Origin of the sequence: Olleya sp. AS48 (genome assembly GCF_038900355.1) — a bacterium.
Lineage (GTDB): Bacteria > Bacteroidota > Bacteroidia > Flavobacteriales > Flavobacteriaceae > Olleya.
Window position 1 is genome coordinate 247,751 of record NZ_JBBMRD010000003.1, and the last position, 19,978, is coordinate 267,728.

General features: G+C 32.2%; 14 protein-coding genes. All 14 read left to right on the forward strand.

The window, feature by feature from the left end; all coding sequences use genetic code 11:
• The first annotated feature begins 1 nt into the window (after position 1).
• The 14 genes from queG (at position 2) to WNY60_RS06200 (ending at position 19,910) form a co-directional block, all read left to right on the forward strand.
• Positions 2 to 928: a tRNA epoxyqueuosine(34) reductase QueG gene (queG, locus tag WNY60_RS06135; RefSeq protein ID WP_342861839.1), complete on the forward strand. Its 927-nt coding sequence runs from the start codon at positions 2 to 4 to the stop codon at positions 926 to 928.
• A gap of 187 nt (positions 929 to 1,115) precedes the next feature.
• Entirely contained in the window at positions 1,116 to 3,413 is a 2,298-nt protein-coding gene (locus WNY60_RS06140; RefSeq protein ID WP_145003637.1) for an NADP-dependent malic enzyme, read from the forward strand.
• A 48-nt stretch (positions 3,414 to 3,461) separates the two neighbouring features.
• A complete protein-coding gene (gene ruvA, locus WNY60_RS06145; protein WP_145003633.1) occupies positions 3,462 to 4,043 on the forward strand; it encodes a Holliday junction branch migration protein RuvA in 582 nt (193 codons plus the stop codon).
• Between the two features lie 6 nt (positions 4,044 to 4,049).
• Positions 4,050 to 11,249, forward strand: a complete 7,200-nt coding sequence (gene sprA, locus WNY60_RS06150) for a cell surface protein SprA (RefSeq protein ID WP_342861840.1) — start codon at positions 4,050 to 4,052, stop codon at positions 11,247 to 11,249.
• 63 nt (positions 11,250 to 11,312) lie between these two features.
• A complete protein-coding gene (gene gcvH / locus WNY60_RS06155) occupies positions 11,313 to 11,693 on the forward strand; it encodes a glycine cleavage system protein GcvH (protein WP_342861841.1) in 381 nt (126 codons plus the stop codon).
• Entirely contained in the window at positions 11,686 to 12,057 is a 372-nt protein-coding gene (locus WNY60_RS06160) for a VanZ family protein (protein WP_145003623.1), read from the forward strand. The genes gcvH and WNY60_RS06160 overlap by 8 nt, the downstream gene beginning before the upstream one ends.
• A gap of 58 nt (positions 12,058 to 12,115) precedes the next feature.
• Complete coding sequence (locus WNY60_RS06165; protein WP_145003620.1) at positions 12,116 to 12,841, forward strand: energy transducer TonB; 726 nt, start codon at positions 12,116 to 12,118, stop codon at positions 12,839 to 12,841.
• A 111-nt stretch (positions 12,842 to 12,952) separates the two neighbouring features.
• A complete protein-coding gene (locus WNY60_RS06170; protein ID WP_145003617.1) occupies positions 12,953 to 13,762 on the forward strand; it encodes an energy transducer TonB in 810 nt (269 codons plus the stop codon).
• Between the two features lie 111 nt (positions 13,763 to 13,873).
• On the forward strand, positions 13,874 to 16,009 hold the full coding sequence (locus WNY60_RS06175) for a gliding motility protein RemB (RefSeq protein WP_342861842.1): 2,136 nt from the start codon (positions 13,874 to 13,876) through the stop codon (positions 16,007 to 16,009).
• 174 nt (positions 16,010 to 16,183) lie between these two features.
• The gene (locus WNY60_RS06180) at positions 16,184 to 16,810 is read left to right on the forward strand and encodes a hypothetical protein (protein WP_342861843.1); all 627 of its coding nucleotides are present in this window, start codon (positions 16,184 to 16,186) and stop codon (positions 16,808 to 16,810) included.
• 96 nt (positions 16,811 to 16,906) lie between these two features.
• The gene (gene cyoE / locus WNY60_RS06185) at positions 16,907 to 17,800 is read left to right on the forward strand and encodes a heme o synthase (protein WP_028283404.1); all 894 of its coding nucleotides are present in this window, start codon (positions 16,907 to 16,909) and stop codon (positions 17,798 to 17,800) included.
• A 1-nt stretch (position 17,801) separates the two neighbouring features.
• Positions 17,802 to 18,386 carry a cytochrome c oxidase subunit 3 gene (locus WNY60_RS06190; RefSeq protein ID WP_099568806.1) on the forward strand — a complete coding sequence of 195 codons (585 nt, stop codon included), beginning with the start codon at positions 17,802 to 17,804 and terminating at the stop codon, positions 18,384 to 18,386.
• A gap of 121 nt (positions 18,387 to 18,507) precedes the next feature.
• Positions 18,508 to 19,506 (forward strand): cytochrome c oxidase subunit 3, encoded by a 999-nt coding sequence (locus WNY60_RS06195; RefSeq protein ID WP_342861844.1) that lies wholly within the window; start codon positions 18,508 to 18,510, stop codon positions 19,504 to 19,506.
• Between the two features lie 23 nt (positions 19,507 to 19,529).
• Positions 19,530 to 19,910 carry a cytochrome C oxidase subunit IV family protein gene (locus WNY60_RS06200; protein WP_028283407.1) on the forward strand — a complete coding sequence of 127 codons (381 nt, stop codon included), beginning with the start codon at positions 19,530 to 19,532 and terminating at the stop codon, positions 19,908 to 19,910.
• Positions 19,911 to 19,978 lie beyond the last annotated feature (68 nt).

The window sequence follows — 19,978 nt, forward strand, 5'->3', positions numbered from 1 at the left end:
AATGCTTGATAACAAATCTAAATACACAACACAAATCAAAGCAGAAGCTAAACGCTTAGGCTTTTTATCTTGTGGTATTAGTAAAGCAGGTTTTTTAGAAAAAGAAGCACCAAGACTAGAAAACTGGCTGAATAAAAATATGCATGGTCAAATGGGTTACATGCAAAACCATTTTGATAAACGTTTAGATCCAACCAAACTTGTCGATGATTCTAAATCCGTAATATCATTATTGTTAAATTACTATCCTTCTCAAGTTCAGGAAGACAAAAAAGCTCCAAAATTATCTAAATATGCCTATGGACAGGACTATCATTTTGTAATTAAAGAAAAACTTAAAGAATTAACCCATTTTATTCATCAAGAAATAGGTGATGTTTCCGGTCGTGCATTTGTAGATTCTGCACCAGTTTTAGATAAAGCATGGGCAGCAAAATCTGGATTAGGTTGGATTGGCAAGAATAGTAATTTATTAACCCAACAAGTGGGTTCTTTTTATTTTATTGCAGAGTTAATTATTGATTTAGATTTGGAATACGATTCCATTGTTTCCGATCACTGTGGTACTTGTACAGCATGTATTGATGCTTGTCCAACGCAAGCCATAACAGAGCCTTACGTTGTTGATGGTAGTAAGTGTATTAGTTATTTTACAATAGAACTTAAAGAGCAGTTACCAACCGCAATGAAAGGTAAATTTGACGATTGGATGTTTGGTTGCGATGTTTGCCAAGATGTTTGTCCATGGAATAAGTTTTCAAAACCTCATAACGAGCCACTTTTTAATCCACATCCTGATCTGTTAGCTATGACAAAACAAGATTGGGAAGACATTACTGAAGAGGTGTTTAAAAAAGTGTTTCAAAAAAGTGCTGTAAAACGCACAAAGTTTGAGGGTTTAAAACGTAATATTGAGTTTGTAAAATAAAATATTAAGCTTTTGTAACGCTATATAACCTTTGTTTTCAATACTTCTAATAAAAGATAATAATACAAAATCGTGTTATTATTAGTTTAAAATTATTCAAAGATTATTCAAAGTCTCTCTCATTTTTTTTATGTTCAAACGTCTTAAAAACTTACATTTGTAATTCACTAAAACTTAAAGTGAAATTATGAGCAAACAAAGTAGACGTCGTGAAGCTTTAGTATATCATGCAAAGCCAACTCCAGGTAAAATAAAAGTAGTTCCAACAAAAAAATATGCAACCCAAAGGGATTTAGCCTTAGCTTATTCTCCAGGTGTTGCAGAACCTTGTTTAGAAATAGAAAAAGACGTGAATAACGTTTATAAATATACAGCTAAAGGTAATCTTGTAGCAGTAATAACTAATGGTACCGCAGTTTTAGGATTGGGTAATATTGGTCCAGAAGCCTCTAAGCCTGTAATGGAAGGTAAAGGCTTATTATTTAAAATCTTCGCAGATATTGATGTTTTTGATATTGAAGTGGATACTGAAAATGTTGAAGAATTTATTCAAACAGTAAAAATGATAGCTCCAACTTTTGGAGGTATTAATCTAGAAGATATTAAAGCGCCTGAAGCTTTTGAAATAGAAAGACGCTTAAAGGAAGAGCTTGATATTCCTGTGATGCATGATGACCAACATGGTACTGCAATTATTTCTGCAGCAGCATTATTAAACGCCTTAGAGCTTTCTGATAAAAAAATAGAGGACGTTAAAATAGTAGTAAGTGGTGCAGGTGCAGCAGCAATTTCTTGTACGCGTTTATATTTAGCATTTGGTGCTAAACGTGAAAACGTGGTCATGTTAGACAGTAAAGGTGTAATTAGAGATGACAGAGATAATTTAACATCACAAAAAGCCGAATTTGCAACACACCGTAAAATTGATACATTGGATGAAGCAATGATTGACGCTGACGTATTTGTTGGTTTATCAACTTCGGATATTGTAACGCCTGCCATGTTATTAGTTATGGCTAAAAACCCTATAGTATTTGCTATGGCTAATCCAGACCCAGAAATTGGTTATGATTTGGCAATTGCAACGCGTAAGGATATTATTATGGCTACAGGACGAAGTGACCATCCTAATCAGGTTAATAATGTACTAGGATTTCCGTTTATTTTTAGAGGAGCTTTAGACGTTAGAGCCACTAAAATTAACGAAGCCATGAAAATGGCAGCTGTAAAAGCATTAGCTGACTTAGCTAAAGAGTCTGTACCAGAACAAGTAAATATTGCTTATGGCGAAACTCGCCTGACGTTTAGTAAAGAATATATTATACCTAAGCCATTTGATCCAAGATTAATAGCAACGGTACCACCAGCTGTAGCAAAAGCTGCAATGGAAAGTGGTGTGGCTAAAGAGCCAATTGAAGATTGGAAAAAATATGAAGAGCAATTATTAGATAGATTAGGTAACGATAATAAGATTGTAAGATTATTATTAAACAGATCTAAGCTAGATCCAAAGCGTGTTGTTTTTACAGAAGCAGATTCTTTAGATGTATTAAAAGCAGCCCAAATAGTTTACGAAGAAGGTGTTGCTATACCAATTTTATTAGGTAGAAAAGAAGAAATTGAACGTTTAAAAGAAGAGCTAGAGTTTGATGCAGATGTACTAATTATTGATCCTAAATCTGACGAGCAACTTGAACAAAAAAATAAGTACGCAAAAATATATTGGGAACAACGCAGAAGAAAAGGAGTAACGTTGTTATTAGCTGAAAAGTTAATGAGAGAACGTAACTACTATGCAGCAATGATGGTTAATGAAGGTGATGCAGATGCATTAATTTCTGGGTACTCTCGTAGTTATCCTTCGGTTGTAAAACCAATGTTGGAGCTAATAGGATTAGCACCAGGATCCACAAGAATTGCGACAACAAATGTTATGATGACCCAACGTGGTCCTATGTTTTTAAGTGATACTTCAATAAATATAAACCCATCAGCTCAAGATTTAACTAAAATTGCGCAAATGACTGCTAAAGTGGTTAAAATGTTTGGAATGGAACCAATTATGGCAATGACTTCTTATTCTAACTTTGGATCATCAAAAGACCAAACAGCAACTAAAGTTAGAGAGGCAGTATCCTATTTACATAAAAGACATCCTGACTTATTAGTAGATGGAGAGTTACAAACAGATTTTGCATTAAATAGTCAAATGTTAACAGATAGTTTCCCGTTTTCTAAACTAGCAGGTAAAAAAGTAAACACTTTAATCTTCCCTAATTTAGAGTCAGCAAACATTACTTATAAGTTATTAAAAGAACTTAATAATGCAGAGTCCGTTGGACCAATTATGATGGGAATGCGTAAACCTGTCCATATCTTACAACTACATGCAAGTGTTGACGAAATTGTAAACATGACTGCAATAGCAGTAATAGATGCGCAACAAAAAGAAAAGTGGGAAAAAAACTTAGAAAACAAGAACTAAATTAATGTAAAGATAATTTTCTTACATTTGGAGAGTTAACAAAAATTTATGATTACACACATACAAGGAAAGTTAGTAGAGAAAAATCCAACAGATGTAGTCATCGATTGCAACGGAGTGGGTTATATGCTAAATATATCATTGCATACCTATTCTCAAATTCCTAATCAAGAAAATTTAAAGTTGTATACGCATCTTCAAATAAGGGAAGATGCGCATACTTTATATGGTTTTGCTTCAACATCAGAAAGAGAATTATTTAGACTTTTAATTTCTGTAAGTGGTATTGGAGCAAATACAGCAAGAACCATGTTATCATCTTTAACGCCAAAACAAATTAGAGAAGGTATTGCTGTGGATGATGTTGCTTTAATTCAATCTATTAAAGGAATAGGGATAAAAACAGCACAAAGAGTAATAATAGATTTAAAAGATAAAATCTTAAAAATTTACGATATAGACGAAGTTTCTGTAAGTCAAAGCAATACTAACAAAGATGAAGCGTTATCTGCTTTAGAAGTATTAGGTTTTGCTAAAAAACAAGCAGAAAAAGTACTGGATAAAATTGTCAAAGACCAACCAGAAGCTAACGTAGAAACAATTATCAAACTAGCCCTAAAAAATTTATAATTTATTTTGAATACAAGTCAACTTAGCTTTTATAAATCCATTAAACATTTTTTACTAACTGCTTTTGCATTGTTAGTCTCGGTATTTTCTTTTGCTCAAGAAGAAAATGAAGTAGAACAAGATAGTACCAAAACAGGTTTTAGTTTAGGGAATATCCAAATGCAAAATCCATCAAGTATACAATCTAAATACACCTATGATCCTGTAACGGATAGATACATATATACTGAGACAGTTGGAGAGTTTAATATTAATTATCCAGTAATTTTAACACCAGATGAGTATCTAGAATTAGTATCAAGCCAGAATTTAAAATCGTATTATAAGGATAAGATTGATGCTTACGACGGTAAAAAAGGAGATGTAAAAGAAGCTCAGAAAAACTTAATACCAGAGTTTTATGTCAACTCTAGTTTTTTTGAAAGTATTTTTGGTGAAGGACCAATATCCATAATACCACAAGGTACTGTTGAAATGGATTTAGGTGTCTTATTTACTAAACAGGATAATCCATCGTTTTCTCCTAGAAACAGACGTAATTTTTCATTCGATTTTGACCAACGTATCAGTCTAAGTATGATTGGTAAAGTAGGATCAAGATTACAAGTAACAACTAATTACGATACACAATCTACTTTTGATTTTCAAAATTTAATTAAGTTAGAATACACACCAACCGAAGATGATATCATTCAAAAAATTGAAGTTGGTAACGTTAGTATGCCAATTAATAGCTCTTTAATTTCTGGAGCACAAAGTCTATTTGGTGTAAAAACACAATTAAAATTTGGTAAAACAACAATTACAGGAGTATTCTCTGATCAGCGTTCTGACGCTAGGTCAGTAACTGCTCAAGGTGGTGGAACATTAGACGAGTTTGAGTTTTTTATTAGAGATTATGATGAGAATCGTCACTTTTTCTTAGGACAATACTTCCGTAATAACTACGATCAAGCACTATCTAATTACCCTTTTATTAATAATAATATTCAAATAACAAGAATAGAGGTTTGGATAACTAACAGAAGTAATCGTACTGAAAATGTTAGAAACTTTGTCGCTTTCCAAGATTTAGGAGAAACCAGTATCATTGGTAATCCAGGCGTTTCTGTTACAGGAGGACCTAATGCATTTCCGGATAACGGAAACAATGGATTAGATCCAACTAACATTGGTAACGCAGGATCGCAATTAAATAATGCAATTAGAGATATTGCAACAGCGCAAAGCGGAATCTCAATTTCAGGTTTTAATGAAGGTTTTGATTATGCAAAGCAAGAAAATACTAGAAAATTAATAGAAGGTCAAGAATATACCCTAAACACACAATTGGGTTATATATCATTAAACCAAAGATTAAATAATGACGAAGTCTTAGCAGTTGCTTACCAATACACAGTCGGAGGACAAGTGTTTCAGGTAGGAGAGTTTGCAAATGATGGTATTGGAGCAACAGATGTTGCTGTAAATTCAAGTGGAGAAGTTACTAATGTTACAAATAATGCATTAGTATTAAAACTATTAAAAAGTAGTATCACTAGTGTCTCTCAACCAATATGGGATTTAATGATGAAAAACGTTTACGATACAGGCGCTTTTCAATTAACCCAAGAAGATTTTAAATTAAATATTTTTTATAACGAATCTGCTCCTGTAAACTATATTACTGCTGTAGAAGGTACGCCTTTCGGAACCGATTTTGAAGGCGAACCTATAGATCAAACCACATTATTACGCTTATTTAATTTTGATAGATTAAATTACAATAACGATCCACAAACTAATGGAGACGGTTTTTTTGACTTTGTTTCAGGCATTACTGTAATTCCGCAAAATGGTAAAATTGTTTTTACTAAAGTAGAACCTTTTGGACGTTATTTATTTGATGTTTTAGATAATGACGGTAACACAGGTAATAATGCGTCGGATTATGAAGCAGATATATATACCAATGCCAATCAAGAAAAGTATGTCTATGACTTACTTTATAAAGCAACCAAAACAGCAGCATTAGACGAGAGTCAAAAAAATAAATTCCAAATTAAAGGACGTTATAAATCTTCAGGTGGAGACGGAATCCCAATTGGAGGATTTAATGTACCAAGAGGATCCGTTCGTGTATCAGCTGGAGGACGTGTTTTAGTAGAAGGACAAGATTATACAGTTAATTACCAATTAGGACGTGTTTATATTATTGATGAAGGTTTAAAAGCATCCAACATCCCAATTGAAGTATCAACCGAAAATAATTCGATTTTTGGACAGCAAACTAAACGTTATACAGGATTGAATGTAGAACATAAGTTTAATGACAATTTTGTAATTGGAGGAACATATATTAATTTAAATGAACGTCCAATTACTCAAAAAGCTAATTATGCTAATGAGCCTATAAATAATACCATTTTTGGTCTTAATGCTAATTATTCTTCGGAAGTACCGTTTTTATCTAGGTTAGTTAATAAATTACCTAATATTGATACCGATGCACCATCTAATATTTCAGTTAGAGGTGATTTTGCATACTTATTGCCAGGTGCGCCAAAAGGAACAGATTTTAATGGAGAAGCGACTGCTTATATCGATGATTTTGAAGGTACACAAAACGGAATAGACCTTAAATCTGCACAATCTTGGAGCTTATCAAGTAGACCACTTAATGTAAATAATTCTACAGCGTTAGATAATAACGGAATAGAAAACGGTTATGGTAGAGCCATGCTTAACTGGTATACTATTGATCCTATATTTTATGGTAGCCAAAGACCTTCAGGAATATCAGATGATGATATGTCAGGATTATATACTAGTCGTGTTTTTGTTAACGAGTTGTTTCCACAACAGGATATTGCTCAAGGTCAAACATCAGTTTTAAATACTTTAGATTTAACATATTATCCTCAAGAACGAGGTCCATATAACTTTGAGCCAGGTACAGAAAGTGGTGTAATACCAAACCCGGAAAGTAGTTGGGCTGGAATAACAAGACAGATTACATCTACGGATTTTGAACAAGCAAATGTTGAATATATCGAGTTTTGGTTACAGGATCCATTTCAGGAAAACCCAGGAAATCCAGGTGGAAAATTATTTATCAACTTAGGTAATATATCAGAAGATGTGCTTAAGGATGGACGTAAACAATATGAAAACGGTTTACCTCAAGATGGAAATATTAGTTTGCTACCAGAAACGGTGTTTCAATCTGTAGTGCCACAAAATCAAGCCTTAATTTATGCGTTTGATACAACAGGTCAAGAAAGAACCAATCAAGATGTTGGATTTGATGGATATGATGATGTTGAGGAAGCTGCTAAGTTTCCCTCAGGTTTTTCTGGACTAGCAGATCCTGCAAAAGATAATTATGACTATTATTTAAATGCAGAAGGTGATGTATTTAACAGATACAAATTATATAATGGTGTAGATGGTAACTCTCCAGATGCATTTAGTGATACCAATAGAGGGTCAACAACGCAACCAGATGTAGAAGATGTCAATAGGGATAATACCATGAATACTATTGATAGTTATTTTGAGTATCAAATTGATATAACTCCAGCATCTTTAAATATTAATAACGAGTATATTGTTGATACAAAAAACGTAACAGATACTAACAATCCAAGAGTATTACCTAATGGAGAGACTGAATATCCTAGATGGTATCAGTTTAGAATTCCTATTCGTACAGATGACGAGTTTGTTGTAAATGGTATTACGGATTTACGTTCTATAAGATTTTCTAGAATGTACCTTAACGATTTTCAGCAACAAACAACATTAAGATTTGGAACATTAGAGTTGGTTCGTAGTGATTGGAGACGTTTTCAATTGTCATTAGATGGTGGTGCAACACCTTTAGATTTTGAGGATACAGCCTTTACTGTTGGAGCAGTAAGTACGCAAGAAAATGACGGAAGTTACGTTTCGCCACCAAGTGTAGTGCCAGAGCAGCTTAACAATAACAACACTATTGTTAGACAAAATGAACAAGCACTTGTTGTAGATGTTTGTGACCTTAAAGCTAAAGACTCTAGAGCAGTATTTAAAAATATTAGTGTAGATATGCGTCAGTACAAAAAACTGAGAATGTTTATGCATGCTAGAGATGGAGAAACGCCTGGACTTACAGATTCTGATTTAGTAGGTTTTATTAGAATGGGTAATGACCTTACAGAAAATTACTATCAAATAGAAGTACCATTAAAAGTGTATAATGGAGGTGGATCTGCCGAAGCATATTGGCCAGAAGAAAACGAAATTAATATAGAGTTAGAAATTTTACAACGTATAAAGTCTTTAGGGATAAGCAACCAAACATTAACGGATGGTACAGCAAATTTTTATGATGTAGTTGGTGGAGATTTAGTCCCAGTTATAGATCAATATGGAGGTTATGTTTTAGGACAACAACGTGTTGCTATAAAAGGAAATCCTAATTTTGGAGATGTTAGAACATTAATGGTTGGTGTCAAAAATGGTACAAATAACTTACAATGTGGAGAGATTTGGTTTAACGAATTGCGTTTGTCAGAACTAGAAAACGAAGGTGGTTGGGCAGCAATTGTTACGGTTGATACGCAATTAGCAGATTTTGCCAGTGTAAGTGCAACTGGTAGAATGAGTACTGCTGGATTTGGAAATGTAAACCAAGGACCAAATGAGCGTAGTCTTGAAGATAGTAAACAATATGATGTAGTAACTAATGTAAATGTTGGTCAATTACTGCCTAAAAAATGGGGAATTCAAATTCCGTTTAATTACGGTCAAGGAGTGGAAGTTATTACACCAAAGTATGATCAACAATACGAAGATATTGAGTTAGACACACGTTTGGATGCTGCTGTTGATGATGCAGAAAGAGATTTGATTTTAGAACAATCGGAAACATACACAAAGCGTAAAAGTATAAACTTTATTGGTGTTAAAAAGAATAGAACAGGAGAGGCTAAACCAAGTTTTTATGATGTAGAAAACTTAACTCTAAATTATTCTTATAACAAAATGGAGCATCGTGACTTTGAGATTGAAAGATCTGTTGACAAACAGGTTAGAGCAGGTGTAAATTACGCTTATAATTTTGAACCTAAGTTAATTGAACCTTTCAAGAAAAACGATTCGTTATTTACTGGTAAGTATTGGAAATTTTTAAAAGAATTAAACTTTAATGTATTACCTGCTAGTTTTACTATAAATACAGATTTAAATAGACAATTTAATCGTCAAAAATTTAGAGATTTAGATTTAACAGGAAACAATATTGGATTAGAAGAGTTGTATAGACGTAATTATAATTTTGACTACCAATACAATCTTAATTGGAATTTGACAAAGTCGCTTCAGGTAAATTATTCTTCGTCAAATAATAATATTGTTAGAAATTACTTTAAGGATAATATTATAAACGGAGAGCCAGATCCATTATTAGATGTATGGGATGGTTTCTTTGATTTTGGAGATCCAAATAGACAACAACAACAAATTGGAATTAATTATGAGATTCCACTTAGTAAAATACCAACTTTAAGCTTTTTAAAAGCAACTTATTCTTACTCAGGATTGTTCCAGTGGCAAAAAGGGTCTGACTTATTTGGTAATTTAGTTGGAAACGATGGTTTGACTTATAATTTAGGAAACACAATATCAAACGGAAACACACATAATATTAATTCAACTTTAGACATGAATAAGTTGTATAAATATTTAGGAATTTCTGCTAAAGCTAAATCTAGAGGAAATAAAGTTGCTAGAACATCTAGAACTGCTGGACCTCCAGGTATTGCAAATAAAGAAAAAGAGAAGGCTAAAAAAACAGGTGATGGGATAGGATCTAAAATAGGTAATTTTGGTATCGGATTATTAACCTCAATAAAACGTATTCAAGCAGTATATAGCGAGACAAATGGTACTTTTTTACCAGGTTATTTACAAACTCCAGGGTTTTTAGGAACAGCAAAACCTACTATAGGTTATACTTTTGGAAGTCAAAGTGATGTTAGAGATTTAGCTGCCAGAAATGGTTGGTTAACTGCTTTTCCTGATTTTAACCAACAGTATACTACTAACCAAACTAAGCAATTAGATCTTTCAGCTAACCTTGAGCCATTTAGTGATCTTAAAATAGATTTAGTCGGATTTAGGACTTACGCAGAAAATTATACAGAAAATTACAGAGTAGAAAACGGACAATACATATCATTAACGCCTAATACATTTGGTAATTTTAGTATTTCATCTTTTACATTGCCAACTGCTTTTGGTAAGAGTGACGAGACTAGTTCTCAAGCTTTTGATGACTTTAGAAGCAATAGGTTAGACATAGCAAGACGACTAGCAGTACAAAATGGGTCAGATCCAAACGATGTTGATGCTGACGGTTATCCTAAAGGATTTGGAAAAACAAGTCAACAAGTCTTATTACCTGCTTTTGTAAGTGCCTATACAGGTCAAAATACAAGCAAAACTAAACTTGGAGCATTAAGAAATGTGCCAATACCAAACTGGGACGTAAAATATTCTGGTTTCATGAAAATGAAATGGTTTAAAAAACGTTTCAAACGTTTTTCTTTAACACATGGTTATAGATCAAGTTATAGTATAGGACAATTTAGAACAAATTTAGATTTTGATGGTATAGACTATGGACTAGATTATGACTTACAACCTAGCGAAGATTTAGATCAAGCAGGAAATTTTAAAAGTGAAAACTTATATAGTAGCGTAACCCTTACAGAGATGTTTAGTCCGTTATTCCGTTTTGACATGGAAATGAAAAATTCGGTTAGAATATTATTAGAAATGAGAAAAGATAGAATGCTATCATTAAGTTTTGATAATAATTTAATGACAGAAATAGCAGGTAACGAGTACGTTGTTGGTTTAGGATATCGTATTAAAGATTTACGTATTAAATCTAATTTAGCAGGTCCTAAAAAAGCGATCGTTTCAGATTTAATTATGTCTGCAGATTTATCAGTAAGAGATAATAAAACCATCATACGTTATTTAGACCTAGAAAATAATCAAATTACAAACGGTCAAACTATTTGGGGTCTTAAATACAATGCAGAATATGCCTTTAGTAAAAACCTAACAGGTGTGTTTTATTTTGATTATTCTTTCTCTGAATATGCAATTTCAACAGCGTTTCCTCAAACAACTATTAGATCAGGATTAACGTTACGATATAATTTTGGAAATTAAGAAAGCATTGTTTGAAATTAATAGTCATTTAGATACATTTGCAATTCACTTAATAAATATATAATGAACATACCAGCAGAATTAAAATACACTAAAGACCACGAGTGGGTTAAAATTGAAGGAGACCAAATTACCGTTGGAATTACAGATTTTGCACAAAGCGAATTAGGAGATATCGTTTACGTTGAAGTAGAAACGTTAGATGAAACTCTTGAGGCTGATGAAGTATTTGGTACAGTTGAAGCTGTAAAAACAGTTTCAGATTTATTTTTACCTGTATCTGGAGAAATTGTAGCTTTTAACGATACGTTGGAAGATGAACCAGAAAAAGTAAACACAGATCCTTATGGTGACGGTTGGATGGTTAAAGTAAAAGTATCTGATGCCTCTCAATTAGACAAGTTATTATCAGCATACGACTATAAGGCTTTAATTGGTGCGTAAATTACTTCCTGTCATTAGTATTGGTTATAGCATTGCTTTACTAGTATCATGTTTGATAACGGTAAAGGGTGTTATAGAAATGCCAAACAATAATGATAAAGTAATTCATGCAGCTGCTTATTTTGTTTTTACTTGCTTATGGTTTTATACTTTTTTTACAACCTTTAAAAAAAGTAAACCTCAAGCCATTAAGATAACAGTAATTTTTTCCATAGCATTTGGCATAATTATTGAGATATTACAGGAGGTGACAACACAAACTAGACAAGCAGACTACAAAGACGTTATAGCAAATGTTATAGGAACACTATTAGCAGTGTTATTAATTAATTTAATTACAAACTTGAAAGTTAAAAACAACTAATACCTTGTTTTTTTGACAAATAAATAGTTATTTTAGCATTCAGTTTAAATTTACAGATATGGAATCTAAGAAAAATACAAAAGCAGACGTAGGACGTAATAGTTCTCTTTACGTAGCAGTAGGACTAGCATTAATGCTATTTTTATCTTACTCAGCAATCAATTATACAACAACTGATAAGTCAGATATTGATATAGGACAATTAGTTTTTGATAACGAAGATGATGATGATGTTCCAATTACAGAAATGCTTAACACACCACCACCACCACCACCACCACCTGCTGCTCCAGAAGTAATTGAGGTTGTTGAAGATGAAGAGGATGTGGAAGAAACAATTATAGAATCTACTGAAACTACTCAAGAAGAAGTAGTTGAGATCGAAATTGCAGATGTTGAGGTTGAAGCAGTAGAAGAAGATGTAGATGTACCATTTTCAATTATTGAAAATGTACCAGTATATCCAGGTTGTGAAGGAGAGCCTAACAACAATGCTAAGAAAAAATGCATGTCTGAGAAAATCGGAAAGTTTGTAAGAAAGAATTTTAACAATGACTTAGCACAAGAGTTAGGTTTAGATAGTGGTATTAAAAGAATAAATGTTGGTTTTAAAATTGATAAAACTGGTAACATTGTAAACATTCAAGCAAGAGCACCACACCCTAAATTAGAAGCTGAAGCTAAAAGAGTTATTGGTAAGTTGCCTAAAATGAAAGCAGGTAGACAAAGAGGTAAAGCAGTAAATGTACCTTACGGATTACCAATTACTTTCAAAGTAGAGTAATACATATTCCATATATATTAAAAATCCCGTTGCAATTAAGTAACGGGATTTTTGTTTTTGGTATGCTTATTGTGATTTTGTCATAACATTAACATTTAAACTATATATATTATGAAAAATTCGAAAGAATCTCGTGATCTCACTCGCCAAAATGAGAAAAACGTGCAAAAATCACAAAAGCATGATGTAAATTTACAAAAAAACTCGTCGTTGTACTTCCAGATTGGGTTAATTATGTGTCTATTGGCTGCCTATGGTGCATTAGAAATGCGTTTTCAGTCTAATGATTACATTATACCACTAACAGCATACGTAGATTCTGAAAATGATGCTATGTTTGCGCCTTCAGTTTTAGTAGAGCCTGATGCTATAGAAACGTCTGAGCCTGTAAAAACCAAACCAGTTCATATTATCAAACCCGAAATTATTGATAACGATACGCCTGATAAAAAGGAGACAGATAATTTGATTACAGAAATAGTAAAGCCAACAAAACCAAAAGGTAATGTTACAGTGGATTTAGGCGCTTTGGATCCTCCAAAAGTAGATCCAGATATGGAATTACCATTTGAGAAGGTCGAAGTTATGCCTATTTTTCCAGGTTGTGAAAGTGCAACGACAAATGACGAAAGACGTAAATGTATGTCTGATAACCTTACAAAAATTGTAAAACGTAGATTTGATGCTGGATTAGGAGCAGAATTGGGTTTAAAGGAAGGTGTTCAAAAAATTTATATCCAATTTAGAATTAATAAGTTTGGAGAAGCTGAGTTAGTGCAAACAAGAGCACCACACCAAAGATTAGAAAAAGAAGCAGAAAAAGTGGTTAGTAAAGTGCCACAAATGACGCCTGGATTACAAGGTGGTAAACCGGTTTCAGTATTATATACTTTGCCAATTGCTTTTCAGGTTAAGTATTAGTATATAAATAATTAATATTAAGTCGCTACTAGATAATGGTGGCGACTTTTCTATTTTAAAGCGTTAATAAAAAGCAGTATCTTTCGGCTAAATTAAAACCTCAATCTAAATATGAAGACGTTCATTTTAGGACTATTTTTATGTGCTTCAGCTGCAATGTACGCTCAAGATGCAACTGATTATCAAATCCCACCTCGTTTTGAGAATTGTCAAGATGCTGAGGTAAAACAATTAGACTATTGCTTTAATCAAGAAGTATATAAACTAATATATTCAGAATTTAAACTTCCGGATAGTATTGATAAAAACTACATTGGTCAAATGGCAATAATTTTTGAAGTCGCCAAAGACGGTAACTTTAAAACTATTTATATTGATGCACACAGTAAAGATTTAAAAGAAGAAGCTAAACGCGTTTTTGAAACTTTTCCTACTATCCAACCAGCCACTTACAATGGTAATCCAACGTTTAAGCAATACAGTTTTAATTTATATTTTCCATTAAACCAGAAAAACACACCTCAAGTGTTGCCTAGTATTACTGATGTTAAAACAGATAATAATAGTGACTTAAATCAAATTGCGCAATTAACGGATTTGCAACAAAAAGCAAAGCAAGAGTTTGATAGTGTGCAAAAAGCAACAACTAAGTATACCAATAAAGCTTATACAAGTCAAATCAATATTCCTTTTTCTCATGAAAACTACTTTAGATTCGATCAGGATATTAATAGGATAGGAACTAATAGTCATACAGCATCAAAACCTTATCGTTATGAAGATGTGTCAAATTATTACGATTTTTCTGCTGAAAATTTAAAGCTTCAAAAAGATGCTGAGTCATGGTTAGGTCGTAAGCTTTGGAATGAGCATTTGGCACAAATACAAGGTGAAGATTATTGGTTTACAGTAGACCCTATTCTTGATTTACAATTAGGAAAAGACACAGATGCAGATTTTGGTACAACGTATAACAATACTAGAGGCTTGTACATACAAGGAGGTTTAGGAAGTAAACTTAGTTTTTCTGCTTCAGTTTTTGAAAGTCAAGGACGTTTTGCACAATATTATAATCAATATGCCGAAAGTTTAAAAGCATTTGGACCAGATCCTGCAATTATACCAGGTCGTGGTATTGCCAAACGCTTTAAAGAGGATGCTTATGACTATCCTGCAGCAGAAGCTTATTTATCGTATACACCTGCTAAATTTTTAAACGTCCAGTTTGGACATGGCAAACAATTTATAGGTGATGGTTATAGAAGTTTATTGCAAAGTGATGTGGCAAGTCCTTATCCTTTTTTAAAATTAAACACGACATTCTGGAAAATTAAATACACCAACACGTGGACTTGGTTAAAAGATGTGCGTGATGCAGCAGTGGTAGATAAAGCATTCAGAACAAAATATATTGCAAACCATTATTTAAGTTGGAATGTATCCAAACGTTTTAATTTAGGTTTGTTTGAGTCAGTAATCTGGGAAAATACTAATGACAGAGGTTTTGATATCAATTACCTAAACCCATTAATATTTTTTAGAGCTATAGAGTTTGAAACCGGTCAAGGTGCAGGTAATGCAATATTAGGAGCATCAGGTAAATATAAACTTAGTGATAATGCAAATGTATATGGTCAATTTATTTTAGACGAATTTTCATTAAACGATGTCACAGGAGGAAACAAAAGCTGGAAAAACAAATTTGGTTTCCAATTAGGTGCAAAATATTACAATGCCTTTAAAGTTAAAAACTTAATGCTTCAAGCAGAATACAATCAAGTAAGACCATATACCTATTCTCATAATACCATAATATTAAACTATGCGCACAACAATCAGCCTATGGCTCACCTTTGGGGAGCAAATTTTAGAGAGTTGGTGTTAATTGGACGCTATCAAAAAGACCGTTGGTTTGGAGAGGCAAAATTAGTAACAGGTATTAGAGGGTTTGATGTAAACGATGGTACGGATAATTTTAGTTATGGTGGCGATGTCTATCAAGATTATAACGATAGACCATTTGATACAGGAGTAACAATAGGTCAAGGTATAAAAACAACATCTGTAAACGCAAGTACACAATTAGGCTATTTAGTTAATCCAGCCTCTAATTTAAAAGCATTTGTAAATTTAAGTTATCGTAATTTTAATCCAGAAGCACAAACAGCTTCGGTTTATAATAACAGTACGGTTTGGATTAATTTTGGGATCAGAACAGACTTATTTAATTGGTATTTTGATTTGTAAAAGTTGATATTTTTAGTCTTTTTTAATTAAAAATCAGTTTCAATTTTACTTTTTTTTAATTCACTTTTTATAACACACATTCTATGTTATTAATAGATACTGGATATAATACAGCTGAAGAACTTAACAATAAATACACAGAAGAACAAGATAACACGCTTAATGCATAAGGAGATGACTGCTAAATTATTTTTAGTAATTATTTCAGTTTTTACTATCTTTTCTTGTAAGAAAAAGAGCGAAGATGAAAAAATTCTAAGTTCAATTTTATCAGAAAGCAACTTTTCTGAATCTGATTCTTTATTTTTTAATTTAGAAACTAACAATAAAAGAATAAAAGAATTTTTTAGATATAGAAATACAAAAAACACAGTGTTTAAGTATGCCTATAAAGAGGGTAAAGAAACTAATCTAAGCGACTCAGTTTACTATAAAATTGATTCAGTTATTTCATATGAAAAACCAATTATTAGAGACTACTATGTTAAAATGGGTAAAGGTGTAAATAAATTGGCAGAAACATTTTTAAAAGATTCATTTAATTACACAAAGGAAGTCACAAAAAAATGGGCTTTAGAAGCAAACCATAAAATAGTTTTTACTAATTATTATACAAACAAAAAGTTAGACATTTCTGTTCCTGTTTATAATTTAAAAAAGGATAAGGCAATAGTATATGAAACAATTCATGAGGGTCAATTTGTTATCAGTAAAATTTATTTATTAAAAAAAACAGAATCAAAATGGGAAACAGTATTTAAAGAAGTTGATAGTAATTATTATTTTAACAGATGTTATTAAATCATAAAAAACCACAAGCCCAAAAACCTTGTGGTTTTTTTATGCCAAATTCCTTTTTAGCAGTATCTTTGCATCAGCAAAAAAAATAGCGTTGGTTTGAGTACAACTGTAACCCCTACAATTAAACATACAGCATTATCAGATTTTAAAGAAATCACTAAAATGCGCTTGTCTCTAAGTGTCGTGTTTTCATCAGTTGCTGGTTATTTTTTAGGAGCAGATACTATCAGCCTAAAAATTGTTTTATTGCTAGCTTTAGGAGGTTATTTTATGGTTGGAGCCAGTAACGCTTTTAATCAAATTATTGAAAAAGATTTAGATGCCTTAATGCATCGTACCAAAAACAGACCTGTTGCTTCTGGTCGTATGACGGTTAATACAGCCTTTTTAATAGCTTGTGTTTTTACTATTTTAGGTATTGGTATTTTATATTCAATAAACGCACAAACAGCAATGTTTGGAGCCATTTCAATATTTTTATATACAAGCGTTTACACGCCTTTAAAAACAAAAACACCATTATCTGTATTTGTTGGTGCTATTCCAGGTGCTATTCCTTTTATGTTAGGTTGGGTTGCAGCAACAGATAATTTTGGTATTGAACCAGGAACTTTATTTGCTTTACAATTTTTTTGGCAATTCCCTCATTTTTGGGCAATTGGATGGTTTTTATTTGAAGATTATAAACGTGGAGGCTTTTTTATGTTGCCTACAGGTAAACAAGATAAAGGTACAGCAGTGCAAACCATTTTATACACGGTTTGGACTATTTTAGTGTCTATTGTTCCAGTATTTGGTGTAACTGGACAATTAAAATTATCTATCGTTGCAGCAATAATAGTTTTAAGTTTAGGATTAGTCATGCTGTATTATGCTATTCAGTTGTATAAAAAAATGACTGAAAAAGCAGCAAAACAATTAATGTTGTCAAGCGTACTATATATTACATTAATACAGATTGTATACGTTATTGATAAATTTATAAGATAAAATGGATTTAACTCAAGGGACTTTAGAAGAAAAAACGGGACGCGCAAAAAAAATGATGTTGTACTTTGGTATAGCGTCTTTAATTATGTCGTTTGCAGGATGGACTAGTGCATTTATTGTAAGTAGTTCTAGACCAGATTGGCTAAATGATTTTCAAATGCCTCAGCCATTTTGGATTAGTATTATAATAATGGTAATAAGTAGTATTACTTTTATAATCGCTAAAAGAGCATTAAAGCAAGGTAAAAACGGATTAACTACTGCAATGTTAACTTTAACATTTGTGTTAGGGTTATTTTTTATTTATAATCAATTTGTAGGTTTTAATCAAATTATAGACTTAGGATTTAACTTTACAGGACCAACAAGTAATATTACGGTAACTTATATTTACCTAATTGCAGTAGTGCATATAGTACACGTGCTAGTGGGTTTAATTCCGGTACTAGTGGTGTTAATCAATCACTTAAGAGGTAAATATTCTCAAGATAATATGGTTGGATTTGAATTAGCAGAAACCTTTTGGCACTTTGTTGACTTGCTATGGATCTACCTGTTTTTTTTCTTATACTTTTTTCTAAACTAAAAAAATATTGATCTAATAAGACCAAAACCTTATTTAGATACTATAAAATTAGAGTTTGGTATTTTTTTAACTGAATAAAATGATTATTTTTGTGCCACATTTTAACAACTAATTTAACACTATGAATACTACAGTTGCAACTACTGATACAGAAGGAAAGACTTGGGGAGGTGGTAACCAACCATTAAAAGCAAGTTATGGTAAGATGATGATGTGGTTTTTTATCGTATCAGATGCATTAACATTCTCTGGGTTTTTAGCAGCCTATGGTTTTTCAAGATTCAAATTTATTGATGCTTGGCCAATTGCAGACGAGGTTTTTACTCACGTACCATTTTTCCATGGTAATTATCCAATGATTTATGTAGCGTTTATGACGTTTGTATTAATCATGTCTTCAGTGACAATGGTATTAGCAGTGGATGCTGGTCACCATTTAAACAAGAAAAAAGTGACTTGGTACATGTTTTTAACCATTATTGGTGGTTTAATATTTGTTGGGTCTCAAGCTTGGGAGTGGAATACTTTTATTAAAGGAGACTTTGGTGCTGTACAAACAAATGGTGGTAACATCCTTCAGTTTGGAGAAAATGTAACTGTGGATGGTGAACAAACTTTTAAACGTTTAGCTATAGCAGATTTTGCTACTGCTGCACCTACAGACAGAGTAGAGCATGAGCGTAAAAATGGACTTTGGTTTGTAGGAGAAGGTACTTTACCAGCATACCAAGTAAGTGATATCGTTAAAGGTATGGAAGCTAATCCTAATGTATTAGTTAGAACGCAAATCATTAACGAAGAAGGTGAAAAAACAATCTTAACAAGAGAGCAATCTTTAAAACAAATTAAAGAAAACGGTAAATTAGTAGTTCAAGGTGCTAACTTACATGTAAATGAATATGGTTCGCCATTATTTGCAGACTTCTTTTTCTTTATTACAGGATTTCACGGATTTCACGTATTTTCAGGAGTTGTGCTTAACATCATTATTTTCTTTAATGTTGTTTTAGGGACCTATGACAGACGTAAAAATTACGAAATGGTTGAAAAAGTTGGTCTTTACTGGCACTTTGTAGATTTAGTTTGGGTATTTGTATTTACATTCTTCTACCTAGTTTAATAATTTTATAGAAAAGAAATATCATGGCAGACGCACATAAATTAGAAATATTTAGAGGATTAATTAAGTTTAAATCTAATACTCAAAAAATTTGGGGAGTTTTAATCTTGTTATCTATCATTACAGCTGTAGAGGTTGTTTTAGGTATCTACAAACCATCTTGGGGAACCAACGTTGTGTTAGGGATGAAACTTTTAAACTGGATTTTTATCATCTTAACAATTGTTAAAGCATATTATATTACTTGGGATTTCATGCACATGCGTGATGAATTACCTGGATTAAGACGTGCTGTTGTTTGGACAGGAATATTCCTTATTTGTTACTTAGTATTTATATTATTACAAGAAGGAGGTTACGTTTTTGATGTATACGACAAAGGATTTATCAAAAGAGATTTCTAAGTAAAGAAATCGATATAAAATATAGTTAAAAGGTGGTTTATTAAAGCCACCTTTTTTATTTTTGTATA

Coding starts and splice junctions, on each gene's coding strand:
- queG (WP_342861839.1), top strand. CDS start 2: ATGCTTGATAACAAATCTAAATACACAACACAAATCAAAGCAGAAGCT.
- WNY60_RS06140 (WP_145003637.1), top strand. CDS start 1,116: ATGAGCAAACAAAGTAGACGTCGTGAAGCTTTAGTATATCATGCAAAG.
- ruvA (WP_145003633.1), top strand. CDS start 3,462: ATGATTACACACATACAAGGAAAGTTAGTAGAGAAAAATCCAACAGAT.
- gcvH (WP_342861841.1), top strand. CDS start 11,313: ATGAACATACCAGCAGAATTAAAATACACTAAAGACCACGAGTGGGTT.
- WNY60_RS06165 (WP_145003620.1), top strand. CDS start 12,116: ATGGAATCTAAGAAAAATACAAAAGCAGACGTAGGACGTAATAGTTCT.
- WNY60_RS06170 (WP_145003617.1), top strand. CDS start 12,953: ATGAAAAATTCGAAAGAATCTCGTGATCTCACTCGCCAAAATGAGAAA.
- WNY60_RS06175 (WP_342861842.1), top strand. CDS start 13,874: ATGAAGACGTTCATTTTAGGACTATTTTTATGTGCTTCAGCTGCAATG.
- WNY60_RS06180 (WP_342861843.1), top strand. CDS start 16,184: ATGACTGCTAAATTATTTTTAGTAATTATTTCAGTTTTTACTATCTTT.
- WNY60_RS06190 (WP_099568806.1), top strand. CDS start 17,802: ATGGATTTAACTCAAGGGACTTTAGAAGAAAAAACGGGACGCGCAAAA.
- WNY60_RS06195 (WP_342861844.1), top strand. CDS start 18,508: ATGAATACTACAGTTGCAACTACTGATACAGAAGGAAAGACTTGGGGA.
- WNY60_RS06200 (WP_028283407.1), top strand. CDS start 19,530: ATGGCAGACGCACATAAATTAGAAATATTTAGAGGATTAATTAAGTTT.